At 56.5% G+C, this 24,216-nt stretch carries 17 protein-coding genes and 4 pseudogenes; 9 read left to right on the top strand and 12 right to left on the bottom strand.

The window, feature by feature from the left end; all coding sequences use genetic code 11:
• The first annotated feature begins 28 nt into the window (after window positions 1-28).
• Window positions 29-1,471: an ATP-binding protein gene (locus tag KSX58_RS04045; protein WP_038444533.1), complete on the top strand. Its 1,443-nt coding sequence runs from the start codon at window positions 29-31 to the stop codon at window positions 1,469-1,471.
• Window positions 1,464-4,226 carry a Z1 domain-containing protein gene (locus tag KSX58_RS10405; protein WP_254882475.1) on the top strand — a complete coding sequence of 921 codons (2,763 nt, stop codon included), beginning with the start codon at window positions 1,464-1,466 and terminating at the stop codon, window positions 4,224-4,226. The genes KSX58_RS04045 and KSX58_RS10405 overlap by 8 nt, the downstream gene beginning before the upstream one ends.
• A gap of 117 nt (window positions 4,227-4,343) precedes the next feature.
• On the opposite strand, the pseudogene KSX58_RS10400 reads toward KSX58_RS10405, so the two are convergent.
• The 4 genes and pseudogenes from KSX58_RS10400 to KSX58_RS10585 all read right to left on the bottom strand — a co-directional run.
• Window positions 4,344-4,688 (bottom strand): annotated as a pseudogene (locus tag KSX58_RS10400) (DNA cytosine methyltransferase); the annotation flags it as partial.
• Between the two features lie 807 nt (window positions 4,689-5,495).
• A pseudogene (locus tag KSX58_RS10395) lies at window positions 5,496-5,741 on the bottom strand (DNA translocase FtsK); the annotation flags it as partial.
• Window positions 5,742-6,698: 957 nt separating this feature from the next.
• A pseudogene (locus KSX58_RS10390) lies at window positions 6,699-7,319 on the bottom strand (AAA family ATPase); the annotation flags it as partial.
• Entirely contained in the window at window positions 7,310-7,768 is a 459-nt protein-coding gene (locus tag KSX58_RS10585) for a BRCT domain-containing protein (protein WP_038444535.1), read from the bottom strand. The gene KSX58_RS10585 and the pseudogene KSX58_RS10390, both read right to left, overlap by 10 nt.
• A 500-nt stretch (window positions 7,769-8,268) precedes the next feature.
• Here KSX58_RS10585 and KSX58_RS04025 point away from each other — a divergent pair, with 500 nt between their 5' ends.
• The 4 genes and pseudogenes from KSX58_RS04025 to KSX58_RS04010 form a co-directional block, all read left to right on the top strand.
• Entirely contained in the window at window positions 8,269-8,826 is a 558-nt protein-coding gene (locus KSX58_RS04025; protein WP_034984593.1) for a pyridoxamine 5'-phosphate oxidase family protein, read from the top strand.
• 440 nt (window positions 8,827-9,266) lie between these two features.
• Window positions 9,267-10,061 (top strand): acetamidase/formamidase family protein, encoded by a 795-nt coding sequence (locus tag KSX58_RS04020; RefSeq protein WP_124917214.1) that lies wholly within the window; start codon window positions 9,267-9,269, stop codon window positions 10,059-10,061.
• Between the two features lie 479 nt (window positions 10,062-10,540).
• The gene (locus KSX58_RS04015) at window positions 10,541-10,918 is read left to right on the top strand and encodes a GntR family transcriptional regulator (protein WP_021913087.1); all 378 of its coding nucleotides are present in this window, start codon (window positions 10,541-10,543) and stop codon (window positions 10,916-10,918) included.
• Window positions 10,915-11,072: pseudogene (locus tag KSX58_RS04010) on the top strand (ABC transporter ATP-binding protein); the annotation flags it as partial. The gene KSX58_RS04015 and the pseudogene KSX58_RS04010, both read left to right, overlap by 4 nt.
• A gap of 437 nt (window positions 11,073-11,509) precedes the next feature.
• On the opposite strand, the gene KSX58_RS04000 reads toward KSX58_RS04010, so the two are convergent.
• The 3 genes from KSX58_RS04000 to KSX58_RS03990 all read right to left on the bottom strand — a co-directional run bounded on the left by KSX58_RS04000 (window position 11,510) and on the right by KSX58_RS03990 (window position 14,907).
• Complete coding sequence (locus KSX58_RS04000; RefSeq protein ID WP_124917215.1) at window positions 11,510-12,181, bottom strand: HAD family phosphatase; 672 nt, start codon at window positions 12,179-12,181, stop codon at window positions 11,510-11,512.
• Window positions 12,182-12,249: 68 nt separating this feature from the next.
• Window positions 12,250-13,956, bottom strand: a complete 1,707-nt coding sequence (gene recN / locus KSX58_RS03995) for a DNA repair protein RecN (RefSeq protein ID WP_117319987.1) — start codon at window positions 13,954-13,956, stop codon at window positions 12,250-12,252.
• 6 nt (window positions 13,957-13,962) lie between these two features.
• Complete coding sequence (locus KSX58_RS03990) at window positions 13,963-14,907, bottom strand: NAD kinase (RefSeq protein ID WP_033500282.1); 945 nt, start codon at window positions 14,905-14,907, stop codon at window positions 13,963-13,965.
• A gap of 291 nt (window positions 14,908-15,198) precedes the next feature.
• Between KSX58_RS03990 and KSX58_RS03985 the strand changes: the two genes are divergently transcribed.
• Together KSX58_RS03985 and KSX58_RS03980 are read left to right on the top strand one after the other, a co-directional pair.
• Window positions 15,199-16,662 carry a potassium transporter TrkG gene (locus KSX58_RS03985; protein ID WP_033500281.1) on the top strand — a complete coding sequence of 488 codons (1,464 nt, stop codon included), beginning with the start codon at window positions 15,199-15,201 and terminating at the stop codon, window positions 16,660-16,662.
• An 83-nt stretch (window positions 16,663-16,745) separates the two neighbouring features.
• Window positions 16,746-17,399, top strand: coding sequence for a TrkA family potassium uptake protein (locus KSX58_RS03980; protein ID WP_021913094.1), 654 nt, complete (start codon window positions 16,746-16,748; stop codon window positions 17,397-17,399).
• Window positions 17,400-17,495: 96 nt separating this feature from the next.
• Here the strand turns inward: KSX58_RS03980 and KSX58_RS03975 are convergent, their stop codons facing one another.
• The 4 genes from KSX58_RS03975 to tyrS are packed head-to-tail and all read right to left on the bottom strand — an operon-like array spanning window position 17,496 to window position 22,464.
• On the bottom strand, window positions 17,496-18,251 hold the full coding sequence (locus KSX58_RS03975) for a TlyA family RNA methyltransferase (protein ID WP_046999566.1): 756 nt from the start codon (window positions 18,249-18,251) through the stop codon (window positions 17,496-17,498).
• Window positions 18,252-18,275: 24 nt separating this feature from the next.
• Window positions 18,276-19,301 carry an HAD-IIA family hydrolase gene (locus KSX58_RS03970; RefSeq protein WP_042990796.1) on the bottom strand — a complete coding sequence of 342 codons (1,026 nt, stop codon included), beginning with the start codon at window positions 19,299-19,301 and terminating at the stop codon, window positions 18,276-18,278.
• A 14-nt stretch (window positions 19,302-19,315) separates the two neighbouring features.
• Window positions 19,316-21,097, bottom strand: coding sequence for a lipopolysaccharide assembly protein LapB (locus KSX58_RS03965; RefSeq protein WP_046999553.1), 1,782 nt, complete (start codon window positions 21,095-21,097; stop codon window positions 19,316-19,318).
• 59 nt (window positions 21,098-21,156) lie between these two features.
• Window positions 21,157-22,464: a tyrosine--tRNA ligase gene (tyrS, locus tag KSX58_RS03960; RefSeq protein ID WP_039775270.1), complete on the bottom strand. Its 1,308-nt coding sequence runs from the start codon at window positions 22,462-22,464 to the stop codon at window positions 21,157-21,159.
• Between the two features lie 177 nt (window positions 22,465-22,641).
• Here tyrS and KSX58_RS03955 point away from each other — a divergent pair, with 177 nt between their 5' ends.
• Window positions 22,642-23,316, top strand: coding sequence for a hypothetical protein (locus KSX58_RS03955; protein WP_217736155.1), 675 nt, complete (start codon window positions 22,642-22,644; stop codon window positions 23,314-23,316).
• A 22-nt stretch (window positions 23,317-23,338) separates the two neighbouring features.
• On the opposite strand, the gene KSX58_RS03950 is transcribed toward KSX58_RS03955, so the two are convergent.
• Window positions 23,339-24,216: RNA-guided endonuclease TnpB family protein (locus tag KSX58_RS03950; protein WP_217752045.1), on the bottom strand; the 878-nt coding region annotated here is incomplete at its 5' end.

Below are 24,216 nucleotides of genomic sequence, written 5' to 3'. Positions count from 1 at the left end.
CACACCTGATCCAAACCTTTTGGAATCGATGCGGTCCGTCGGATACAGCCTGAACACCGCGGTGGCGGATATCATAGACAACTCAATCGCCGCCCACGCCAAAACCATCAGCATCCGCTACTTCGACCACGGCGAAGATCCGTATGTGGCAATCATTGATGACGGTGACGGCATGGACTATGAGACGGCCGTGAACGCGATGAAACTCGCCGGAACCAACCCGAACGCCAAGCGCAATGCCAACGATCTAGGCCGTTTCGGACTCGGTTTGAAGACCGCATCCCTTTCACAGGCACGTTCCGTCATGCTTTCCACCGTTCAGCACGGACGTCAGAATACGCTCCGATGGGATCTGGACCACGTCGCACGAACACGCGAATGGGATCTCGAGACCTTGGATGAAGAGCAGACCAATCTTGAATTGCCTCGAAAGGTGCGGGATCTCATGCCCAGCACGCATGGCACATGCGTGCTATGGCGTAACCTGGATCGTCTGGGAAACGTCGCGGGCGATTCCCTGCAGGATATAGACCAAGCCATGCTCGAACTGTCCGGGTATCTGGGTCTCGTGTTCCACAGGTTCCTCCACCCATATCCTGAGGATGAAATCGAACGCATCTCGATAACCGTGAACGATGAGCCCGTGCCGGAACGCGATCCTTTTCTCGTGAACAACCTTGCCACGCAGCGGCAACGGATGCAGCGCATCCCCGGCACCGACGCCACGTTGTGCGGATATACGCTCCCCTATCAGAACAAACTGACCATGGAAGACAGAGGTCTTCTTGATCTGAAACAGGAAAAAGGACACACGCTGTTCGATACCCAAGGTTTCTATATCTACCGCGCGTACCGGCTAATCACCTGGGGCAGCTGGTTCCGCCTTCTCACCCGCAAGGAAGCAACGAAACTATCCCGCGTGCAAGTCGATATCCCGAACAACATGGATGACGAGTGGACGCTTGACATCAAAAAGTCGCAGGCCACACCTCCGAAGACCATACGAGACGCGATGAAACGCTACGTGGAGAAATTAGCCGCTCCCAGCCGCCGCACGCAGCAGTTCCGTGGACGCAAGACGTCGAACGATCCGGAAGCCCGCATCTGGGACGTCATCAGTGACAGGGACGGCTCTTTTCGATATGAGATCAACACGGACAATCCATATGTGAAAGGATTCATCGACAACCTTTCCAGGGAGCAGCGCCGCGATTTCAGCGGGATGATAAAAGTATTCGCAGCAGCGTTCCCGTACAACGACGTACAATCACGACTCTCAGTGGACGAGCATGGAGCGGAGAACGGTCTGACCGATGATGAGATACGCGAATGCGCCCAAGACATGTGGATGCTTGCAAACCAGTTAAAGCACATGAGCGCTTCAGCTTTTGTCGAGAAATACAAATCCAAAGAGCCGTTTTCCTTATGCCAGAACGCCGAAGAAATCCTAATGGAGGTATCACATGCGTAATAAATGGGAAAAAGTCAAGGCTAAGGTGAAGCTTGTTCTGATGGTGGATGACGATGATGACCAAGCTCCTTCCGAACAGGATATTGAGGATGCATTAAAAATACTCGTCTCTCGAAAACCTGAACTACTAGAAGATTCCGAGGGATACAACCGCACTTTCCGCGAATTACGTAACGAGTTAGTTCCGAAAATAGACGAAGGTATAACTCTCACTGACCAAAACTCGGCATGGAAACCATGGCTGTCAGATATGCAGTCATCTGATACTTGGGAAACCCCTCGATCAGATTCGTACTATCAGTACCTCGTCATGGATAAGAATTCCAGCTATTCGACTCTCGACTATACCGCCAATGAGATAGTCAAACTGTTGGCAGATCCACGTCGCGATCAACCGGCAGTTTCCAGAAAAGGTTTGATTCTAGGAGACGTGCAGTCCGGAAAGACCCGTACCTATATCGCTCTGATGAACAAGGCCGCTGACTGTGGATACCGTCTCATCATCGTATTGACCAGTGATAATGAGAATCTGAGACAGCAAACACAGGAACGTATCGATACTGATTTCATCGGCTGGCAGGATGGAATACGAGTGGGCATCGGAAAGTACCAGCAGAACATTGCGCACCCCAGCCAGCTCACTAACGAAAATGACTTCGTGGCAGCCTACGATAAGGCATTCCATAGCTTTCCACGCCCAACATGGAACAGCGCCGCCCCCTGCGTGGCGGTGATAAAGAAAAACGCGTCAATTCTCTCCAAGTTCAATAAGTGGTTCGACAGTCCCGAATTCGACAAGGATCTGCCCGTGCTCATCATTGATGATGAAAGCGACTACGCATCTGTCAATTCCGCCAAACTGGATGATTCTCCCACACGAATCAATTCGCTGATTCGCGACCTGTGTCAAATCAGTTCCCGAACTTCTTACGTTGCCGTTACGGCAACGCCTTTTGCGAATATCTTCATCGACGATGCGGATGAAAGTGATCTGTTCCCACAGGATTTCATTCACATACTTAAATCCCCCGACGCGTACATCGGAGCAAAGAAGTTGTTCGGCGACATGGATAGCGTTCCCGAAGATTCGAGTTGCGTGAGAGAGATTGATGAGGGTGAACTAGAAAGTTGGCTACCCGTATCGCACGGAAAGAACTACGACATCGTAGATCCCGAATTGGATGACCAAGTCAAGCATGCCGTCTGCACCTTCATTAATGCGTGCGCTCTCCGTCCCAACGCGGAAGACGAACAGCAATCCATGCTCATCCATATGTCACGATTCACCGATGTCCAGCGTCAGATTGCTGATCGGGTCAGTGGTTATTTAAGGCAGGTTGAGAATGCCGTACGATTCCATGCTGATGGAGATCCGAGAATCGATGACCTGCAAGAGGCCTTTGAAAGCGAGTATTACACGAGCACGGACATTTCCTGGGGAATGATGTTCCTACGGATAAGGCGTCTTGTCCAATCCAGCAGACTTCGTGTCAGACTGGTCAACTCTGATTCCGATGACTGGAGCCTCAGAAACGATGTCCCGCCCGATCTGACTTCCAACGAATGCACCATATTCATCGGAGGAAACCAGCTTTCCCGAGGTATGACGCTCAGTGGTCTGATTTGCAGTGTGTTCTACCGGAGAGTGACAGCTTCCGATACTCTCCTGCAGATGGGCCGGTGGTTTGGATATCGTCCGAATTACGCGAATCTGCAACGTATCTGGTTACTGCCGGAATCCGTACTTGATTACCGCTACTCATGTTCCATCGTGGAAGAACTCAAGGAATCCGCAAGCAGGATGAAGCATCTTGGCATGACGCCCAAACAGTTCGGACTTGCCATCAGAAAGAACCCGAACAAGGGTGTACGCATCACCAATGCCAGCAAGATGCGCAACGCTGTGGAAGGGATCGGCTACCAAGAATTTGACATGGCCGGTGAAATCATCGAGTCAATCAAACTCGACGTTGATATGAAACGTCGAAATCAGAATGATGAAGCATTCATGAAGCTGCTCGGCGTCTGCAACGCACCGCAAGTCATCTCATCTGTATCACCCTTGGTTGAGACACAAGTCTTTCAGAATGTTCCCGCCAAGGCCGTCGTGGATTTCCTTTCCCAATACCGATCGGGCTATAGAGATACATTCTTCGGTCCCACTCTCATGACCTATCGCGATCAGGAAATCGAGATGAACACAAGCATGGCCGAACAGTACGCATGCACCCAGCTGTCAGAAAATCCCGATATGACTTGGAATATTGGTTTCATCAACGGTAACGGAAACGAAGTGGAAGGCGTCAATTTTCATTGGACCCAGGTCAAGCGTAAATGCACATTCAGGGACAATAGACAGTTCCAAATCAATGGCGATAAAATGCGACTTGGCTCCAAGAACGATGCGCTCAAGATTGCAGCCTGTACATATCAGCTTCCCATTGACCAGAAAAATAGTTCGGAGCGTCAATACTATCTGACCAAGTACTTCGGCGATCATCCGAGCCTTCTCTTCTATCGCATATGTGTGAAGAATTTTGATGGACATCAAGGATTGTCCCCACAAGAAGGTCCCGGCATGCTGTGCGGAAGGCAGATGCTTGCCCTCCATCACGGGTTCCAAGCTCGGCCCCAATGCGGATCCCTCCGGAGTGAGCATGAGTTTTTCCGCAGCCTTGCGGACGTATTCCTTCCAGTCAAGCTTGTCATGAACTCTGGAGGAGAATCCAGAACGGATGCGCGGCATCTCCCCTAATACTTGGTCGACCGTAATAACTGGGCGTGGAGTCATCACTCCGGGAGCGCCCTGGCCGCACCCGCTCCTGGTACCGAACAGGATGACCCTATGACGGGCCTGGGGGACGCCGAATTCGTCGGCGCGAACAATGAAATCATGAGGCCGCTCTGGATCTTTCACGACCATAGAATGCAGCTCGTATCCCAACGCCTCCATATCAGCACGGATATGTCCGAACACGCCTTCGCCGTAATTGCGCGCGGACAGCAGTCCTTTCACGTTCTCCATGACAAACGCCGTAGGCCTGAGCACTTCGATGAACCGCAGATAGCACTTGTAGAGCGTCTGCTTGACGTCCTTTTCGAGCCTGTCCTTATCATGGGTACGACGAGCGCGCCCGACGAGCGAATACGCTTGGCATGGCGGACCACCGATCAGCACGAGAGGACCGTCATACCCTTGCAAACGTTTCTTTGCCATCTCGACGAACTCATCATCACCCTCTTTGAGGGTTCCTTGGATTGCCTCGGCTTCGGCTGCAGCCCACTCTTCTGGATGAGAATCCTTCAATCTTTCGAGATTCTCACTGGAAGGAGTTCCGAGATAGTCGATGTAATCTTGGGGCAGCCGTCCATCCGCATCCATAAGACGGCGAGCGAACGCGCGCAACCTCAATGTGGCATGCGCAGTACGCTCCATCTCTATAGACATGATGGAGCGGAACACCGGCTCATCGTTTTCATCACGCAGGGAAGAGAATCCTTCGCTCATACCGCCTGGTCCCGCAAACAGGTCTATGACCGGTATTGGATCCATGGGCATAGTGAAAACTCCTTGAATTGAATGTCAACGGCTGCTCAAACCCAGGATACCAGGTAAATCGAAGTAAACTCGCGAGCATCGCAGGATACATACAAAAAGTCGCCCATACCGTATTTGGCGTACGTCACCACAACGCACACGATTTTCTACCCCGTATGGGGCGCACAATAGCGGATACACCATTCGAAAAAGAACAGAGGGATGTCATGGGCGACAGTAACATCCCCGAAGACTGCGGCTAAAACACAGCTCTACATAGGCGCGCTACCTCGCGCCGAACAGCCGCTTAATCCTCGCAAACAGACCACCTTTCGAGGTCTTTTTCTTTTCAACCTCCTCATTGAGAGATTTGAATCTTTCCTGAGTGACACCTGGCTTGGGCGCTTCTTCCACGTCCCAAGGATCCTCAGCTTCCCATGGATCCATGGCCGCCCAAGGATCGCTTGCAGGCTTCGAAACAGGCATCGCCGTCTCACCCTTGATGAAGGCAAGCACCTGCGGCAGGTCCTGAGGCTGCACCAACACCTCACGGGCCTTGCACCCTTCGGAAGGCCCCACAACGCCACGCGACTCCAGCAAATCCATAAGACGACCAGCCTTGGCGAATCCGACACACAGCTTGCGCTGCAGCATGGATGTCGAACCGAACTGCGAGGTGACGATCAGTTCCGCCGACTGCAGAAGCAAGTCCATATCATCGCCAATGTCTTCCAGCTCAACATCGTCCGGAACGGTACCCCAGCGGATATCGAAATCATCCATATTGCCGTCGATGTTTTTATCCGGTGTAATATCCTTCTTGTTAGATACTCGGCGTGTAGCATGTCGAGTCTGAACAGTCTTCGCCCTCCGACCATCATCCGTTTTTCTTTTTCCGTTGAGGAAATCAAGCACTTCTTTGGAAGTAACCAAGAAGTTATCGTTTATGTGATGAGCAAGATACAGTCCGTGAATACCCGTCAGTCGCGATAGAGCCGTGTACAACTGGCCGAAATCCCAGCAATCCGGATAGATAATCGCCCTATCGAATGTTTGCCCCTGCGACTTATGAATGGTAATTGCCCAAGCCAATTTAAGAGGTATCTGTTCGAATGTTCCCACAACCTCTTTTTCAATGCGTCCATTAATGAGAACAGGCTTCGTGATTTTCCACTCAAAGCTCTGCACAAAAGTAGCCTCTATTCCGTCAAACCGAACTAGGGCACCTGGACCGTCACAGTTTATGACCGTTCCCAATGCGCCGTTCATGAATGTATCTTCGGAGTTGTTGACAAGAGCCATGACTCGCGCGCCAGGTTTCAGCGAAAGCTCCTCATCAGTCGGCATATCCGACTTAAGAACCTCACCGGTCACATGCGCCACGAATGTCATTTCCTCATCTTTTAAAGCATTGAGCCTCTGCATGTTTTCATCCCGCGCCTGCGCATTGGTACTGCAAAGAATGATGGAGTCAGGCAGCGGATTGACGAGAGCATGCTGCTCTATCCAACGCGCACCATTCTTGTCGCCGAATCTGCAAGCATTAAGAGCCGCAACAAAGTGCGCATCCCTTTGCCTGATCGCCTCGCAGAGTTCCACTTCCTCGAAGTTCCAGAACGCCCATTCGCTGCTTTGAAACGCAAACGCCTCTCCAACGTCGTAGCCATATTTTTCTTCCAAAAACCGCCTCTCTTCATTAGTGATGACGGGCGGAAGCTGGCAAAAATCACCAACGACCAATAATTGGCAAAGACCCTTGCCCTTCTGTTTACGTATTTTGCCGGCAATCTTCAACACTGCGGAAAGATAATCGAATAAATCCATACGGCACATGGACACTTCATCAAGAATCAACAGATCACAGTCCGGAAGCGGAGAATCCGTAGGCACAAAAGGATGCGGGTCTTTCTCCAAGGTCCGTCCCGGACGAATGCAAAGGACGCGGTGCACCGTCGAACCACCCACGTTAAGCGCGGCTATACCTGTCGGAGCACATGTAATGACGTTCAAACCCGACGTTTGAGCCCATTCAATAATCCGCTCGACAATATAGGACTTGCCTGTACCAGCGAGACCCGTAAGATAAACGTTCTTGCCTTCTTTGACTAGATCAAAAGCTTTTTTCTGACCATCAGTCAAACCATGGAAATCTCTGCCAACGCTCCTTGCCGTGGACCAAATCCGCTTATATTCTTCTTGCTTCTCGGAAAGTGTTTCAAGCGCATCCGCATTGGTCTTCTCAAGCGCATCCAGAAAGGCCTTCTCCGAAACAATCTCGATGGTGGGATTATCCGCAAGTTTTAATTCCATGGCATGCTCTTGACCTTCGTTCCATAACTGCCGAAAGCCCAAGCTGCGTTACCTCTATCGCCAACGATCACATAATTGATCCTTTTTGAAGGTCCGGTCTTCGTAACACTGCCGCCAGCCTCCTCAATCATTTCAGCGGCGGTCGATTTACCGCCATACATTTCAAAATCTCCAGAAAGCACAAATCTTTTACCACTAAAAACCGGAGTCATGCAGTTCGATACCGGGTTTTTGAGCATCCTGGCGGCCCACAGGAATCTTGCCCCTTTCTCTTCGCCAACAACAGCATCATCGGAAATCCCACCAAGGAGCTTTGCAATCTGATTTACTAGAGTGTCTCCCAAGTAAGCGTACTGCTCCTCATAAAGTTTAAGCAACTGTTTAGCATCCGCCACCGCAAAGCGAGGATTATCGCCAGCGTCGGAGATGAGCTTAATGAATTCTCCCACTTGAGCGGTCTTCTCACTTACCTGCCCGTATTCGTAAGATATCGCATATCACCTCGCCAAGCATCAACCATGCAACAGAAGCTGAAAAGCCACCCTCCTATGGACGACCTCCCCATCATCCTACCAGTTTCACACTAGCGAACACATCCCCAGAAAACCGACATCCGCGAACGCGTGCTGCGCGTCGGCGGGTGGTTTTACATGTTGGGCCTACGAATTCTGGTAAGACTCATGATGCGTTGCAGACGTTGGAGCGTGCTCATTCTGATGTGCATTGCGCTCCGTTGCGGTGGTTGATGAGGCGCAGATGTTGGCGGTGCGTTGGCTGAGGAGCGTGAACGTTTGGAGTTGAAGGCGATTGAAATGCTGAAGGGACCGAAGCGTCTTGTGCAGCCGGAGCCGGTGGATCATGCTTGGTGGGATGATGGTTCCGGCGTATACAGCATCGGCTGAGGGAGCCGGTAGGCTGGGTGTGTAAATCCAGCAGAGAGGAACGTGCCATGGTGACGCGTCGTAATGATGAGCGGACGGTTGCGGGAAGGCATCGCATGATGAGGCGTGCCGACCGTGAGGTAACCGAACCGCAGCAGGTCGAGGCGATTATCGCAACATGCAAGATCGTGAGTCTTGCATACACCGATGCGGAAGGCATCACCATCGTGCCGTTGAATTTCGGATACGTGTTCGACACGGAATCCAATCATCTCACCTTGTATTTCCATGGTTCTGCGACCGGACGTAAGATGGACGCTGTCAAGGCCGCGGGCAACGCGCTTCCTGTAGCATTCGAAATGGCGACTGACTGCGAGGTGGTCGAGGGACGCACGCTGTGCAATTGGGGCGAGGCGTTCAAGTCGATCGTTGGCAATGGTACCGCGTCCATCATCGACAATCTTGACGAAGCGCGCCAGGGGCTCGCACTGCTGATGAAGCAGCAGGCCGGCATGGAACATGTGGAGTTCACCGACCAGCAGGTACACGCCGTCACCGTATGGAAGGTGGAAGCGGACTACCTCACCGCCAAAGTGCGCGAAAAGCCCCAGCCGCATATGCACTGAACCCCGAGGCGGTGGTGCTATCATCCCCGGCAAAAGGGCTAATCTGGTAATGGTAAATCCCAACCGTCAGGTTGTTGTCGATGCGAATGCGTTGTTGGGACGCAATCCCATTAGTGCGTTCGATGGTACCAAACTGGATGGCGTGATTTCCCGCACGATCATTGGCGGCAGACCGTAGATTTCGACATGCCCGGCAATCCGGAGAATTTGATCAGTCACACATGATTGCTCATAGATGGTCGCGCCGCAAACGACGTGTTGAACGACGGCATCGCCATAGCACGAGAATGTCACCATAATCCCGATACAGATGGCCCGCATGTGGTCACCAGTCCGATTGCCGTACCGGAAGCCCACCCAGGTGATCTGCTGGCAATCACTCCGACCACGTTGGCGCCGCGCTTCCCTACGGTGTGATCTCCACCCGCCACGCGCGTGGAGTGCTGGCAGGATCCGAGGATTTCGACGGCAACTACGGCCAGTTCTGCCGAGCGGATGTTGAAACCGAAACGGCATGGTTTCCAGTTCAAACGACACACACCACAAACACAAGCAGTGAGACGGTATCGACGATACGTTTCCCGATGCATCCATTTCTGGGAATCATGGACGTGACCACCGCCAGTAATCAGCGTCCAAGCTCCATTCCACCTGCAGATTATGGTGGCAATATCGATTTACGCAATCTCACCGTTGAATCCACGCTATTTCTGCCAGTACAGATTGAAGGCGCAGGATTATACATCGGCAATCCGCATTTTACCCAAGGCAATGGCGAAGTGTCGCTCACCGCATTGGAAGCGTCGCTCAGAGCTACACTTCGCGTGCAGGTAGTGCCAACAGCCGAAGCCAAACGACTGTTCGGACGCACGGATCTGCCATTTGCGATCAGTCATGGCACACTGATTCCAATGGGTTTCAGCAGTACGCTGGATGACGCATTATCGCAAAGCGTCGAACACGCCATCGATATGATTACCGCCATGTTCGAGATGCCACGTCAACAAGTGTACCTGCTGCTGTCGGCCGCCATCGACTTCGACGCGACGCAAGCCGTTGACATCACCAAAGGCGTTCACGGTCTGATTGATCTGTCGATGTTTCAACAACTGCCCGATTATGAACGGACGATACGCGACATTGGAAACAGCAGATGGACTGCCATGCGGCGCATGCCTTATTGGCCCAGCAGGCTCAGACAAGTCACTGATTGGTCTAGCCAAAGAACTCTATAAGGGAATGAAATAACAGATGGTTTCCTCAACAAACAATCATGCAGCAAGATAGCAACACCACCCAGGCGACGGATCGCACCAAAAGGGACGCTCTCTCCTTTGGCGCGAAGCAAATCGCAATCATGACTGAAGTGGAACTCATCGCCGGTTCCCTACATTGCCTATGTTGACGATCATGTCGTTGGCATGGCTGATCTACCTGTGTTTCCGCCGTATCATCCATCCGACTCGCATATAACCGTCCATACGGGAATCCGCGAACGCAAGTAAATGTCGATTCCGTCAATCGACGACCGCAAGAGGCGTTCATGGAGCGGCGGATTTCCTTATATTCCAACAGAACCCGTACTGTTATGCGACACGCAATAACAGTACGGGTTTTCTGTGTTACTATTATATATAACAGCTAAACAGCTTGCATCTAACTGTTCGGCTGGGAGATATATCACCTACGAAACATACAGAAAAAGAGGCACAGATTGAAGCTAATCATCTCATCCGTGTCCGGAGAACCGATTTACGAACAGATCAAGAACCAAATCAGGTCCGCGATCATGTCGGGTGAGCTTATGGCAGGCGAGGCGCTTCCCTCACTGCGCAAGCTCGCCAAGGAACTGCGCGTCAGCGTGCTCACCGTGACCAGAGCGTATAACGAACTGGCTGACGAGGGGCTCGTGGAGAACGTGCAGGGCAAAGGCACGTTCGTGATGGAACGAGGCAACGAACTCATGAAGGAACGTGCTCGCGAACGCATCATGGACAAGCTCCGTGAAGTTTCCATCGAGGCCAAAGCCGCCGACATCAGCCTGCTTGATCTGCTTGGCATGTTCGAGAAAGCATACAGGGAACAATCATGAACGATTCCTCGCTCCCCAAGGGACACGGCCAACCTTGGCCTTGAGCGTAACCGGATTGACGAAGCATTATGATTCCGGCTTCACATTGGATGACGTGACCTTCGACCTGCCGTCCGGCTACATCATGGGTCTGGTCGGTCCGAACGGCGCCGGCATCACCATGCACGAGCCAGTTAAAGTGACGGATGCGATCGGTTTCGCCGCGATGACCGTGCTGACCCTCGTGCTACTCAACACCATCGTGCAGCCGTTCCTGTACCGGTTCTCCCCTTATCGTGCCATGGCCGCCATTATTCTGAGCATCGGCGTGATCGTGGGCACGGTCATCGGACTGCGCAAGGCATTGCCGGAATTCGAAAAGACCGTCGAACAGCTGGCCAGGCGATCAGCCGGCACCAAGCCATTGCATTAGCGGCATTCTTGATCATCGACGTACTCGCCTTAGCGTTCTCCAGCAAGATATCACTGCATATTTACGGTAGCAAGGACATCTGAACCGAGCCAACCGGTAGACTCTTATGGAGAACGGATTTGGGGTCTTCCGAATCAACGGAAAGCCCCAAATGCATATATCCCGTACGACAACGGTTCCTACAATGCGGCAGGCGCGTCGTGGAAGTCGAACATGACGCCGTCGGCCAGATCGCAGATCTCAGGCCAGTCGGCGTCGGAGGAATCGTCGTGCATGGCCCACACATGCATGCCGACCGACTTGGCCGAGCGCATGCCGACCAGCAGATCCTCGAATACGGTGCAGTCGCTTGGTTTGATGCCGAGACGCGACGCGGCCAGCAGATATACGTCCGGCTCAGTTTTGCCGACGTCGCCAGCATCGTCGACGCTGACCACGTCATCGAAATAGTCGAAAATGCCGACGTGCTTCATGGCCGGTTCGCGCAGCATCGGCGGCAATGACGTGGCCACGGCCAGTTTCGCGCCGCTCGCCTTCAACGATTCCAGATATTCGCGCGCATACGGTTTGGCTTCAACCACCGTGGCGTACATGACACGTGCCATATGGTCCCACTCCTCCATCAACGCTTCGGGAGTGTCCGACAGGCCGAATCGTGCGATTGTGTATTCGGCGATCTGGCGGAATTGCATGGCCGCGACCTTCTGCATGTAGTCGTCCGGCACCTCGATGCCGCGTTTGGCAAGGAAGTCGACGTCCACCTGATCCCACACGCCCATGGAGTCGAGTAGCGTGCCGTCAAGGTCGAAGATGGCGCCTTTGCCTTGGTTCGCCTTGGTTTCCTGTGTCATATCGGCTCCTTTGTTTTGCAATTACCGCTTTTGCGATTTGCGATTACTTTTTACGATTGAATCCGCCGTCAGTCAAGCACCGACGATTTGAGCAGTTCCTCGGCATGTTCCAGAGATGTTTCGCTTTCGCTGCCGGACAGCATGCGGGCGATTTCGTGCACGCGCTCATCCCCGCGCACCTGGCTGATGGTGGTGGCGATGGAACCATCCTTGGTTTCGCCTTTGGCAACCACATACTGTTCGTCCGCCCAGGAGGCGACCTGCGGCAGGTGCGTGACGACCAGAACCTGCGCGGATTGGGCGAGTTTGGCCAAGCGGGCACCCAGCTCCACAGCGGCCTTGCCACCCACGCCGGCGTCGACCTCATCGAAGATGAACGTCATCGGCGGCACGGTTCCGCCGGCCACGACATGCTTTTCAGCGGCCACCAATTCGAGCGCGAGCATCAGACGGCTCAGCTCGCCGCCGGATGCGCTTTTGCCCATCGGCAGTTGCGGGGAGCCGGGGAACGGGGTGAAGAGGAATTCGATGTCGTCCGCTCCGGTGGCGTCCAACTGTTCGCGTTCCGCCACGCGGATCTCAAGTTTCGAAGTGCCCATGGCCAGCGAATCAAGTTCCGCGGTGACTTTGGACGCGAGTTCCTTCGCCGCGGCTCTACGCCGTTTGCTCACAGTCTGCGCGGCTTTTTTCGCAGCCTCAAGCAGTTGGGCGCGTTCGGCTTCCAGCCGTTCGACCTTTTCCGGCGAGGCGTCCAAATCCTCCAAATCGTATACGGCCTTGTCCCTCCACGTGATCACGTCGGACAATTCCGGCCCCCACCGGCGGGTCAGCTCGTCCAACTCGTGGATGCGCCCGTTGATGGCATCCAGATCCTCCACGCTCGCCTCATTGTCCACTTCGCCGGACAGGCTGAACACCACGTCGGACAAATCGGTGCTGATGGAGTCGAGCCGGTCGGCGAGTTCGGAGAACACGCCTTCCACGTGAATGGCGCGCAATGCCTGCGAGGCACGGTCGATCAAATCGGCGGCGCTGGCCGATTCAACGTCATCCGCCACCTGCGAGGCGTCCAACGCACCCAATGCGCGGGTCACGCCTTCGGCGATTTCGGCGGCGTTTTCGATGCGGTCGCGGCGTGCGCGCAATTCGTCCATCTCCCCCGGCTGCGGGTCGACCCGGTTGATGCGTTCGATTGACTCACGCAGGTAATCCGCCTGCTGGCGCATGGACGATTCCTGGCTGCTGAGCCTTTCCAAACGCTCATCCATTGCGCGCAGCGCGTTCCACGTCTTGCCGTAGGCGGCCAACGCCACTTCATCCCCCGCGTAGCGGTCCAGGAATTCACGCTGCCGCGAAACGGTCGCGATACGTAACTGGTCGGCCTGGCCGTGGATCGTCACCAATTCGGCGGCGACGGAGGCGAGTACGGAACGCGGTACGCTACGTCCCGACAGCATGCTGCGGGATCGCCCGGAAGCGGGCACTTTACGCGACAGAAACAGCTCGCCATCCTCCGGTTCGAAGCCGGCTTCCCGTGCCGCGGCCACCGCGGCCGGCGACGAGGCGACTTCGAACACACCCTGCGCCCACGCCTCCTGAGCGCCCACCGAAACGCGGCCTCCATCGGACGGACCGCCGGAAATCAGTCGGATCGCACTGAGCAGCATCGATTTGCCGGCTCCCGTCTCACCGGTGATCGCCGTCATACCACCTGCCGGGGCGATCAGAGCGGAACGAATCGGACCGAGATTGTGAATCTCAAGCTCTTCCAGCATGCCCGGTCACTTCCCGCTTTCCGGTTTGCCGGTTCTAGGGAACGATTGCCCATGATGTATGCCACCGGTTTTGCGCGCCTGCTCGCGCCAGCCGACGACAGGCAAATCAAATTTGGTGACGAGCCGGTTCGTGAACGGCACGCCAGACAAACGAGCCAATCGCAAAGTGCATTTCGATTCACGCACTTCGACACGTGTGCCTTTGGGCAGTGCGCGTTGACGACGGCCGTCGCAGCAGATCCAGCCATCCGACGTGGAATCCTCGAGAATGTCGATGGCGAACGTGGAGCCGGAACCGATGATGAGCGGACGTGCGAACAACGCATGCGCCGCCAACGGCACCAATTGCAAGGCTTTCACATTCGGCCACATGATCGGCCCGCCCGCGGAAAACGCGTAGGCGGTGGAACCGGTCGGCGTGGATACGATCACGCCATCGCAACCGAATGAGCTCATCTCCACGTCGTCGACACGGATGGACAATTCCACCATCTTGCCACGGTCCGCACGTTCCAAAGTGATGTCGTTCAACGCCCAGTCCTCGATGGGTTCCGTCGCGCCCGGCAGCCATACGTCGACGTGGGCGATCATACGTTCGTCGATGGAATAGTCGTGGTCGGCGATCCGACGGATCGCCTCGCTCATCTGGAAGCTTTCAAATTCGGCAAGAAAGCCGACATGCCCTAGGTTCACGCCGAGGATGGGCACTTCAGTGCAATGAACCAGTTCGGCCGCGCGCAGAATGGTACCGTCCCCGCCAAGCACGACCACGATTTCCGTGTTTTTCGGCACTACTGGCGTCTTGCTGCCGAAATCGGGCGCTTCGATATTGTCGATGATCGTCACTTCGAAATCGGCGCGCCGCAGCTGTTCGACGGCTTCTTCGACCACCGTGCCGCTTTCACGCAGACGTGTATGCGTCACTACCACCGCATGCCGGGTACCGTGCATCGCAAGCCCTTTCCGAGAACTCTCGTACATACCACGTCCTCGACGGACGCCGATGCCTACCATTGTAATCGAACAAATGAACGAATGGCGGTAGCGGGTGTCCGGACACGCCGCAGACGTTTCCGTTCGTTCACGAGCCACGTACATCCCACCCGCAAAACCTGTTCGTCGTTTTCCCACGAATCCGCCGAACAGGCCGAATGGTATGTCTCTGCACCGTTCGTCACACTACCGTCTACAATAGCTCAAGGAAACGAAGACCGTTTATACAGACAAGGAGCGAGGAACAGCATGTCCAACCTCGTCTTCGACGAGTCCTCCTCCAATCGCGAGGCCTCACATGGCTATGCCTGGTGGTTCTCCGGGGACACGTTCGAGAAGGCCATGGCGGAGGAGCGCAAGCCGCGCAAGCGCAGCCTAATGCACAGACTCACCACACATCCCGGACGTCTGACCATCCTGTACTTCATGATGTTGGGCGCATTGTCCACGCTGCTCCTGCTCACGCCCACCGCCACGCCGAAAGGCGAGCAAACGACATTCACCACCGCGTTCTTCACCGCGATCTCCGCGATTTCGACGTGTGGCATCTCCATCGTCAATTCGACGACGCATTGGTCCGCTTTCGGCCAGGCCGTGCTCATCTTCTCCGTGCAGATGGGCGGCTTGGGTGTCATGACGTTCGCTTCACTCATCGCCTTGGCCGTGAACCACCATCTCAAGGCCACGCAAAAGCTGCTGACGGCCAACGAGCTGGGCACCACGAAACTCGGCGAGATCAAGGGCGTGCTCACCGTGGTCATCGCCACCGCGTTCACCATCGAAGGCATCACGTTCGTGGCGCTGTTCCCCGGCCTGTACAAAGTCAATCATGGCAATGTGCGGCACACGCTGTGGGAATCGTTGTTCTTCGCGGTCATGGCATACAACAACGCCGGCTTCACCCCTGACGGCGCCGGCCTGCATGTCAACAATTGGGCTGTTGGCCTGCCTATCCTCGTCAGCGCGTTCTGCGGCACGCTCGGCTTTCCCGTCCTGCTTAACCTCATGCGCTCATGGCGCAACCATCGTCCGCCGAAGCGTTGGAGCCTGCATACCAAGCTCACGCTGACCACCACGTTCTGCATCGTGCTCGCCTCGTTCACCTGGTTCCTCCTCATGGAATGGAACAACAAACTGCTGTTCGCCACCGAAGGCGTGGAACCGCGGTTGTGGCATGCGATGGTGGCGGCCGTCATGCCCCGCAGCTCCGGCTTCGACCTGTCATGGATGCCGGGCGTGAGCGATGCGACGAAGGTGTTCCTGTCCATCGTCATGTTCATCGGCGGCGGCAGCACTTCGACCGCAGGCGGCATCCGCGTCACCACATTCGCCGTGATTCTGTTGACCTGCCGCGCCGCGTTCACCGGACGCCATGACGTCAACGCATTCCATCGTCGCATCCATTCGCAAGCCGTCATGACGGCCGTGGCCGTCACCACCTCATGTCTGGCACTCGTCACCATAGTGTCCATGACATTGATGGCCATCACCGGATGCTCGCTGAGCAACGCGCTGTTCGACACCTGCTCGGCGTTCGGTCTGGGAGGCTATTCGGTCGGCGTGGCCAGCGCTTCTAGTCCAGCGGTCCTGTACATTCTCGCCGCGACCATGTTCATCGGCAGGCTCGGTCCGCTCACCATCGCCTACGCGATCTCCAGGCCGCGCAATGTGGAGCCGGTCCGCTACCCCACCGAGCAGATCGTGGTCGGCTGAGCGGATTCGTCGATACGGTTTCTATACCCGCAACTTCCTATACTTGAATCCGGAACAGAACATCGAAAGGTACGCGAACAATCATGGCTAACAACACCAGAAGCGTTCTTGTGGTAGGACTCGGCCGTTTCGGCAGTTCCGTAGCCACCACATTGGATACGATGGGACAGGATGTGCTCGCCGTCGACAAGGACGGCGAACTGGTGAACCGCTGGTCGTCGCAGATCCCCACCGTGCAGGCCGACATGACCGACGTGATGGCGTTGGAGCAGATCAACGCCTCCGATTTCGACACGGCGGTCGTAGCCATCGGCGACAGCGTCGAAGCGTCCGTCATCACCGCCGGCAATCTGCTGGACGCGGGCATCTCCGACATTTGGGCGAAGTCGGTGTCCAAGGAGCATGCGCGCATTCTGCAGCGTATCGGCGCACGGCACATCATCAACGCGGAGACCGATGCCGGCAAACGCGTAGGGCACTTGGTGTCCGGCAACTATCTGGACTACATCGAGCTTGAAGGCGCGTACAGCGTGGTGAAGATCCACACTCCCCCGCATGTCGTCGGTTACTCCATCGAGGATGCGCGCGTACATGAACGGTTCGGCATCACCGTGGTCGGTGTCAAATCGCCGGGCAAGGAATTCGAATACGGTTCGAAAGAGCTGATTATGCACCGTAACGACGAGCTCATCATCATGGGCAAGCAGGATCAGATCGACAAGTTTTTGAGGGGCTAGGCCCACGGAACATGCAAAAGGCCGGCGGTCCATATGGGATTTTTCATATGGGCCGCCGGCCTTTCATTTTTACGCTATCGATTGGCGGAGAACGGTTTACGCCACTGCATACAGCAGATACTCGATGTTGCCGTGCGTGCCTTCGATCGGTGAGACCGCCGTGGCGCGTACATCCAGTCCGTTGGCTTTCGCGCAGGCGGTGACGGTGTCGAGCGCCTGTTTGCGTAAGGTTTCGCTTTCCACGATGCCGTTTTTGCCGAGGTTGCCTTTGCCGACTTCGAACTGCGGTTTGACCAGCAGCACGACGTGTGCGCCGGGCGCGGCGATGCGCGCGATGACGGGAATCACGTATGTCAACGAGATGAATGACACGTCGGATACGATCATGCTTGGCCGGTACGGCAGATCATCCGCTTCGACGTCGCGGATGTTGACGCCGCTCATTTCGATGATGCGCTCGTTGCCTGCGATGCGCGGGTCAAGCTGGCCGTGCCCCACGTCGAGCGCGATCACATGCGCGGCACCGCGTCGCAGAAGCACGTCGCAGAAACCGCCGGTGGACGCGCCGATGTCGAGGCAATCGAATCCTTCCGCGGAACGCAGGCCCGTCTGGGAGAACATGTCGAACGCGCCGACCAACTTGTAGGCTCCACGGGAGACGTAATCGTCTCCCAGATCGGCATCAAGCGTGTCGGCGGCCGTGACTTTGAGCGACGCTTTGGATGCGACGATGCCGTTCACCCGGACCTTGCCGGATTCGATCAGCCGTTGTGCTTTGGAGCGGCTGTCCGTGACGCCACGCTCCACCAGCGCGATGTCGAGTCGGACGACGGCACCGGAATCGTCATTCATGTTGCGCATACGCACGTGCGGCAATCAGGCGATTCGGAATTCCGGCACGATCATGCCGTCGACGCTGTGTCCGCGATCCGCCGCATCCCACATGGCGGCGCAGGCCGCACGAAGACCGTCGACGCTGGTGATGTCGGTGACGTAAAGACGATCGCCGTCGACGCACGCCTGCACGTCGCGGCAGCTCCAAGCGCCAGCCTCATGCACGACTTCGGGGGCCGGCTCGTTAAGTCCGGTCAGGTCCTTGGCGATGTAGGTCGGACGCAGATGCTCCGGAGCGAACATCAGCTCATGCGGATTGGTGACGCCGGTCAGCACGGCCAGGGAATCATAGCCGCCACGATTGCCGGCTTCGATATCGGTATCGAGACGGTCACCGATGGCGAGGCATGCTTCCTTGGCCACTGGTTCGGCACCATCATGCGCGGCAAGCAGTCGGGCTTCGTCATACATGGCGGATTCCGGCTTGCCTGCGGACGAAACCGGTTCCACACCAGTGGCGTTGATGACGGCCATGATCATGGAACCGCAACCGGGGGCGATGCCCAGCTCACGCGGAATGGTCAGGTCGCGGTTGGTCACGAAATACGTGGCGCCCTGTTCTACGGCGTAGGCGATTTGCGCCATCTGGTTCCAAGACATGTCCGGGTACCAGCCTTGGATGGCCGCGACCGGCTTGTCTTCGGCGGAATCAACCACTTCAAGACCCTGCTTGGCGACTTCCTCACGCAGATGCTGTGCTCCGAGCACAAACACTTTCGCACCTTGCGGCACCGCACGGGCCACCATACGGGCAGCCACCACGGACGAGGTGATGACCTGCCATGGTTCGACGTCAAGGTCGAAGCCCTTAAGCTGGTCGGCCACCACGGATTGCAGTCGGGAGGAATTGTTGGTGGTGTATTCCACCGTCATGCCGAGGCCTTCGGCCTTGCGGATGCTCTCTGCAGCATGTTCCACCGGATTCTTGCCACGGTAGACCACGCCGTCAAGATCAAGCAGCGCCAGCTGGTAGGCTTCGCTCAGCGGACGGGTTGTGGATTTCAGCATTGTTTTGCCGCACCTCACTCGTTGTCGGAATCGGCTGCGGATTCGACCTCATCCTCAGTCTGGTCGTCTTCGGAGTCGCCCGCGTTTTCGCCGTCACCGGCAGGCTCGTCGTCGGACTCGGCGCCTTCCTTGGCCGCTTCGGCATCAAGCTGGGTCTCATCGTTGGTCTCGCCGTTCTCGTCGACGGCCTCGGAATCGTCCTCATCCTCGTCTTCCGGCGCATACTGGGCGTCATCTTCGGAAATGCCGAGCTTGTCCATAAGCTCGTCGTTCAATTCCTGCATGTCGTATTCGATGACCAGATCGTCGGAGGTCTCGTCCTCTTCGGCATCGGCGTACTGCAGCTCAAGCTTGTCAAGCAGCTGGTCGAGGGCCACGGCCTCATCGGAGCGTCCGGCCTGCTCGAGGAAGTACTGTTCGGCCTGCACCGCACGCATGCGGTATTCGCCGGCCAGACCCTTGGAACGGCCCAGCGTATGCACGATCTCAATGGCCTTATCCCACAGCTCGAGGTCGCCCAGCGCGCCCGCGTACACGAGGAACATCTCGGCCTTGGATTCGCCGCGCAGATACTTCGCGTCATCGCTCATGGCGGTTTCGATGGCCTTCTTCGGCTCGCCCATACCACGCTCGCAGTCGGCGATGAACGGCAGATAGTCAAGGAAACCGTTCATGCGGAACGCGGTGCGGAACTCACGCAGGGCCAGTTTGTAATCGCCCTGACGGTAGGCCACGAACGCAAGGGTCTCACGCGCGAAATCAATACGGGAAGCCTGATGCGCCACCCACTTGGCGTGTTCGAGCGCCAGCTCCGGATCCCTTTCCTCAAGCGTGTAGGCGGCGAGGATGTGCAGGCCGATGTTCTCCGCATGTTCCTTGGACAGGCCACGCAGACGCTCACGGTCATCGGTGGACAGCATGCTCCACTCGATGCCCTTCGGCATCTTCGGCTCGCCCGGGCGACGATGCGTGTACGGGTTTTGCGACGGGAAGCTCATCGTGCCGTCGGAATTGCGACGTGGCTTCGACAGGTATTCACCACGCTTCGCCTCGCGGTACTCCATCTTCTCTTCACGAGTGAATTCGCGGCGCTCCTCGCCTTCCGGACGCTGGTCGCGATCCTTGTGGAAGTCACGACGCTGGTTGTCACGGCGGAAATCCCTGCGATCGCCGTCACGACGATCATCACGACGGAAATTACGACGCTCGCCATCACGGCGCTCCCCGCGGCGGTCATCGCGGCGGAAGTCCCTGCGATCGCCGTCCTTGTGGAAATTGCGGCCGCCACGACGCTCACCATCGTCACGGCGGAAGTCACGACGGTCACCGTCATGACGGAAATTGCGACGCTCGCCATCACCATGGCGGTCGTCACGATGGAAATCCCTGCGATCGCCGTCACGACGGTCATTATGACGGAAGCCGGAACGCTCGCCATCACGCTGGTAGCGCGGATTGTCGCCGCGATTGCCACGATAGCCGCCGCGGCGGTCGTCACGACGCTCGCCATCGCGGTTGAACTTGCGCGGACCGTTGTGGAAACGACGCTCCTGACCTTCGCCTTCGCCATCGCGATGGAAATCGCGGTCGCCACGACGGTATCCGCCGCCATTGCCCTTGCGATATCCGCCCTTACGGTCATCGTTGTGGAAGCCGCCGGACTTGTGTCCGTAGGACTTGCCGCCGTTGCCGCGCGGCTTGAATCCCTTGCCACCGCGGTTACCCGGCCTGCCCGAGCCGTAGGACTTGTGGTTGCCGTAGGACTTGCCGCGCGATCCGCGCTGTTCTTCTGCCATGCTGTTCCTTATTGGTCTTGAGATACTTGCGATTATTTACTTACGATTGCCTATGCGTCTCACGCCTGTTCGACGACGCCGAGCGCCTTCTTGCCGCGGCGGATGAGCACGAAACGACCATGCAGGAAGTCACCTTCCTGCAACGTCTGTTCCTCATCCTCCACGCGCGTGTTGTTGAGGTACACGCCACCGGACTTGATGGTCTTGCGCGCCTCGGAAATCGACTTGAACAGGCCTGCCTTCATACCAGCCTCGGCCACACGGTCGCCGGCTGCGACCTTGGCGAATTCCCCATCGACCTTCATGCCGTCGATAGCGGCCTCAAGCGTGGACTCATCGATGTCCGCCAGATCGCCGCCACGTCCGAACAACGCGCCGGCAGCTTCGATGGCCTGGCGAGTGGCTTCCTCGCCATGCACGAAGCTGGTGACCTCCCATGCGAGGGTGCGCTGCGCCTCACGCGCGCCCGGATTGGTCTTGCTTCCCTCGATAAGCCGTTCGATTTCGGCCTTTGGCAGGAAGGTGAACGCCTTGAGCAGGTTCTCCATCTCGCTGTCGGGACGGTTGAACCAGAACTGGTAGAACTTGTAGGGGCTGAGCATCGTGCCATCCAACCAGACGGCGTTGCCTTCGGACTTGCCGAACTTCTTGCCCTGCGCGTCGGTGATGATCGGGCTGGTGAACACGTTCACGTCCACGCCGCGCACCTTGTGGATCAGATCCAGACCGGAGGTGAGGTTGCCCCACTGGTCGGAGCCGCCGATCTCCAGCACGCAATGGTACTCGTCGAACAGGTGCAGGAAGTCGTTGCCCTGCAGCACCTGATAGCTGAACTCAGTGAAGGAGATGCCTTCCTCGGAGTTGAGGCGACGGGCCACGGTGTCCTTGGCGAGCATGGTGCCCATACGGAAATTCTTGCCGACGTCACGCAGGAAGTCGATGACGTTCATCGAAGCGGTCCAATCGTAGTTGGACACGAAACGTACCGGATTGCTGCCTTCGGTCTCGAGGATGCCGCCGATCTGCTTCTTCAGACGATCGGCCCAGCCGGCCACGACGTCCTTCGGGTTGAGCGTACGTTCGCCCGACTGGCGCGGATCTCCGATCAGGCCGGTGGCGCCGCCGACCAACGCGATCGGATGGTGTCCTGCGGCCTGCAGGTGGCGCATGTTGATGAGCTGAACGAGGTTGCCGATGTGCAGGGAGGCGGCGGTCGGATCGAAGCCGCAATAATAGGTGATGGGCTCTCCGTTCAACGCTTCGGCGAGTCGATCCCTGTCAGTGGACTGGGAAATCAACCCGCGCCATTCCAGTTCATCGAGGACGGAATCGAAACCGGCCTCCTTGAAATCGATGACGTGAGCCATAACTGTGCTTTCTCCCTATCGAATTGTGGACATTACCGCGTTTTACGCACCCTACAGTTTCGCAGAAGACACAGACAGCCGCGTGTGCCGTTTTCCATGTTTTTATCAAAGCGATCACGGAACATGCCGGTTAAAATCGAAAACGGAATCTCATTGACGAGAAGAAGGGAGGCCTGCATGGATCGCAAAGGCATGAAGGCCAATGCAAGGAAAGCCTATAAGAGACACTATTGGATGATAGTCGTCATCTGCCTGTTCGCTTCGGTGTTCGGTGTCGCCTACAGTTCGTCGACATGGTCGGTGAACGCCAGTTCCCCGTCCGCAACCGTGCAGGAGGATGGCACAGCGCAATCCGACAACGTGTCGAAAGTGTTGGAGAACCTGCTTGTCGGCGATGAAAGCCAGGCACGCAGGCAAGTGGAGCACAATCAGGAGCAGATCGTGCAAAACGACACCAATGCCATGATGGGGCGTAAACGCGGCGTGTTCGCGTCTCTGCTCAACTCGTTCTCATCGGGTTCGGTCATTCTGTCGATGGCCGATGCGGCCAATTCCATCGTGCATAATGACGGCGTCGCCGTGGCCGTACCAATCGTCGTATCCCTGGCCGTTTACCTTTTCGTATGGCTGTTCGTCCAGCAGACATACCGGGTGGTCATGATGCGCATGCTGCTTGAGGGGCGGACCTACGACAAACTTCCCGTGAGCCGTTTTCTCTACCCGATCACCACGCGCAAATGGTTGTCGATGGCGAAGGTGATGCTGCTCGAGAACGTGTTCCTGTTCCTGTGGACGTTCACCATCATCGGCGCGTTCATCAAACCGTATTCCTACCGTATGATGCCGTTGTAGATGACTTTGTTTTAGCTTGTCGCTAGAGCGAAGTCATCTGCATGGCCTCGTTGCCAAGGCCAGCTCCAAGCCTCACGCGACTCTCGCCGCCGCTTGGTTCGCGTTTCGCCGGATGCCGCGTTGTCCCGCCTTTGGGGCGGGCATGTCTTACGCTTCCTCCACGCGCGTTTAACGTCTCCGGGGCACTCCCGGCGACTTGGATGTTGATGGCCGCGTTCAGGTCGCGGTCGATGACAAGTCCGCACTCCTCGCAATGGTAGACGCGCTCGGACAGGGGCAGTTTGGCTTTCACCGTCCCGCAGTTCGAGCAGGTCTTCGAGCTTGGATACCAGCGGTCGATGACATGGAGCCTCGTGCCGGTGCGTGCGGTCTTGTATTCCAGTTGGCGGCGGAACTCGTGGAAGTCCGCGTCCAGTATGTGTTTGGCAAGCCTCCTGTTATGGCTCATGCCTTGCACGTTGAGGTCTTCGATGCTGATGTCGGAATAATTGTCGGCAAGCCACGTGGTGAGCTTGCTGATGTTGTCGGCTCGTTGGGCGGCTATGCGAGCGTGGATTCGGCGCACACGCTCCAACGCCCTGTTGTACCGTTTCGACCCGCATCCATGGTTCATGCCCCTATCGCGGCGGCTTAACGACTGTTGGGTGTGGCGGAGTTTCCGTTGCGTGCGGACGTAGTTGCGTGGATTGGGGAACGTGGTGCCATCCGATAGGGTGGCGAGGGTCTTGACGCCCAAATCCACGCCGACCTGACGATTACGGTTCTTCCGTTTTCTGTTTTTCGCTGGAACGCTTTCGGTGGGACGCTCGACGGTGAGGGCCGCATACCAGAAGCCCGCATGGCGACTGACGGTCATGCGCACGATTCGTCTGCCGTGGACGCGTTCGGTGGCGTTCTCCA

The sequence above is a fragment of the Bifidobacterium sp. MSK.17.10 genome (assembly GCF_019129655.1).
Lineage (GTDB): Bacteria > Actinomycetota > Actinomycetes > Actinomycetales > Bifidobacteriaceae > Bifidobacterium > Bifidobacterium adolescentis.
This window is presented reverse-complemented; position numbering and strand designations above follow the sequence as displayed.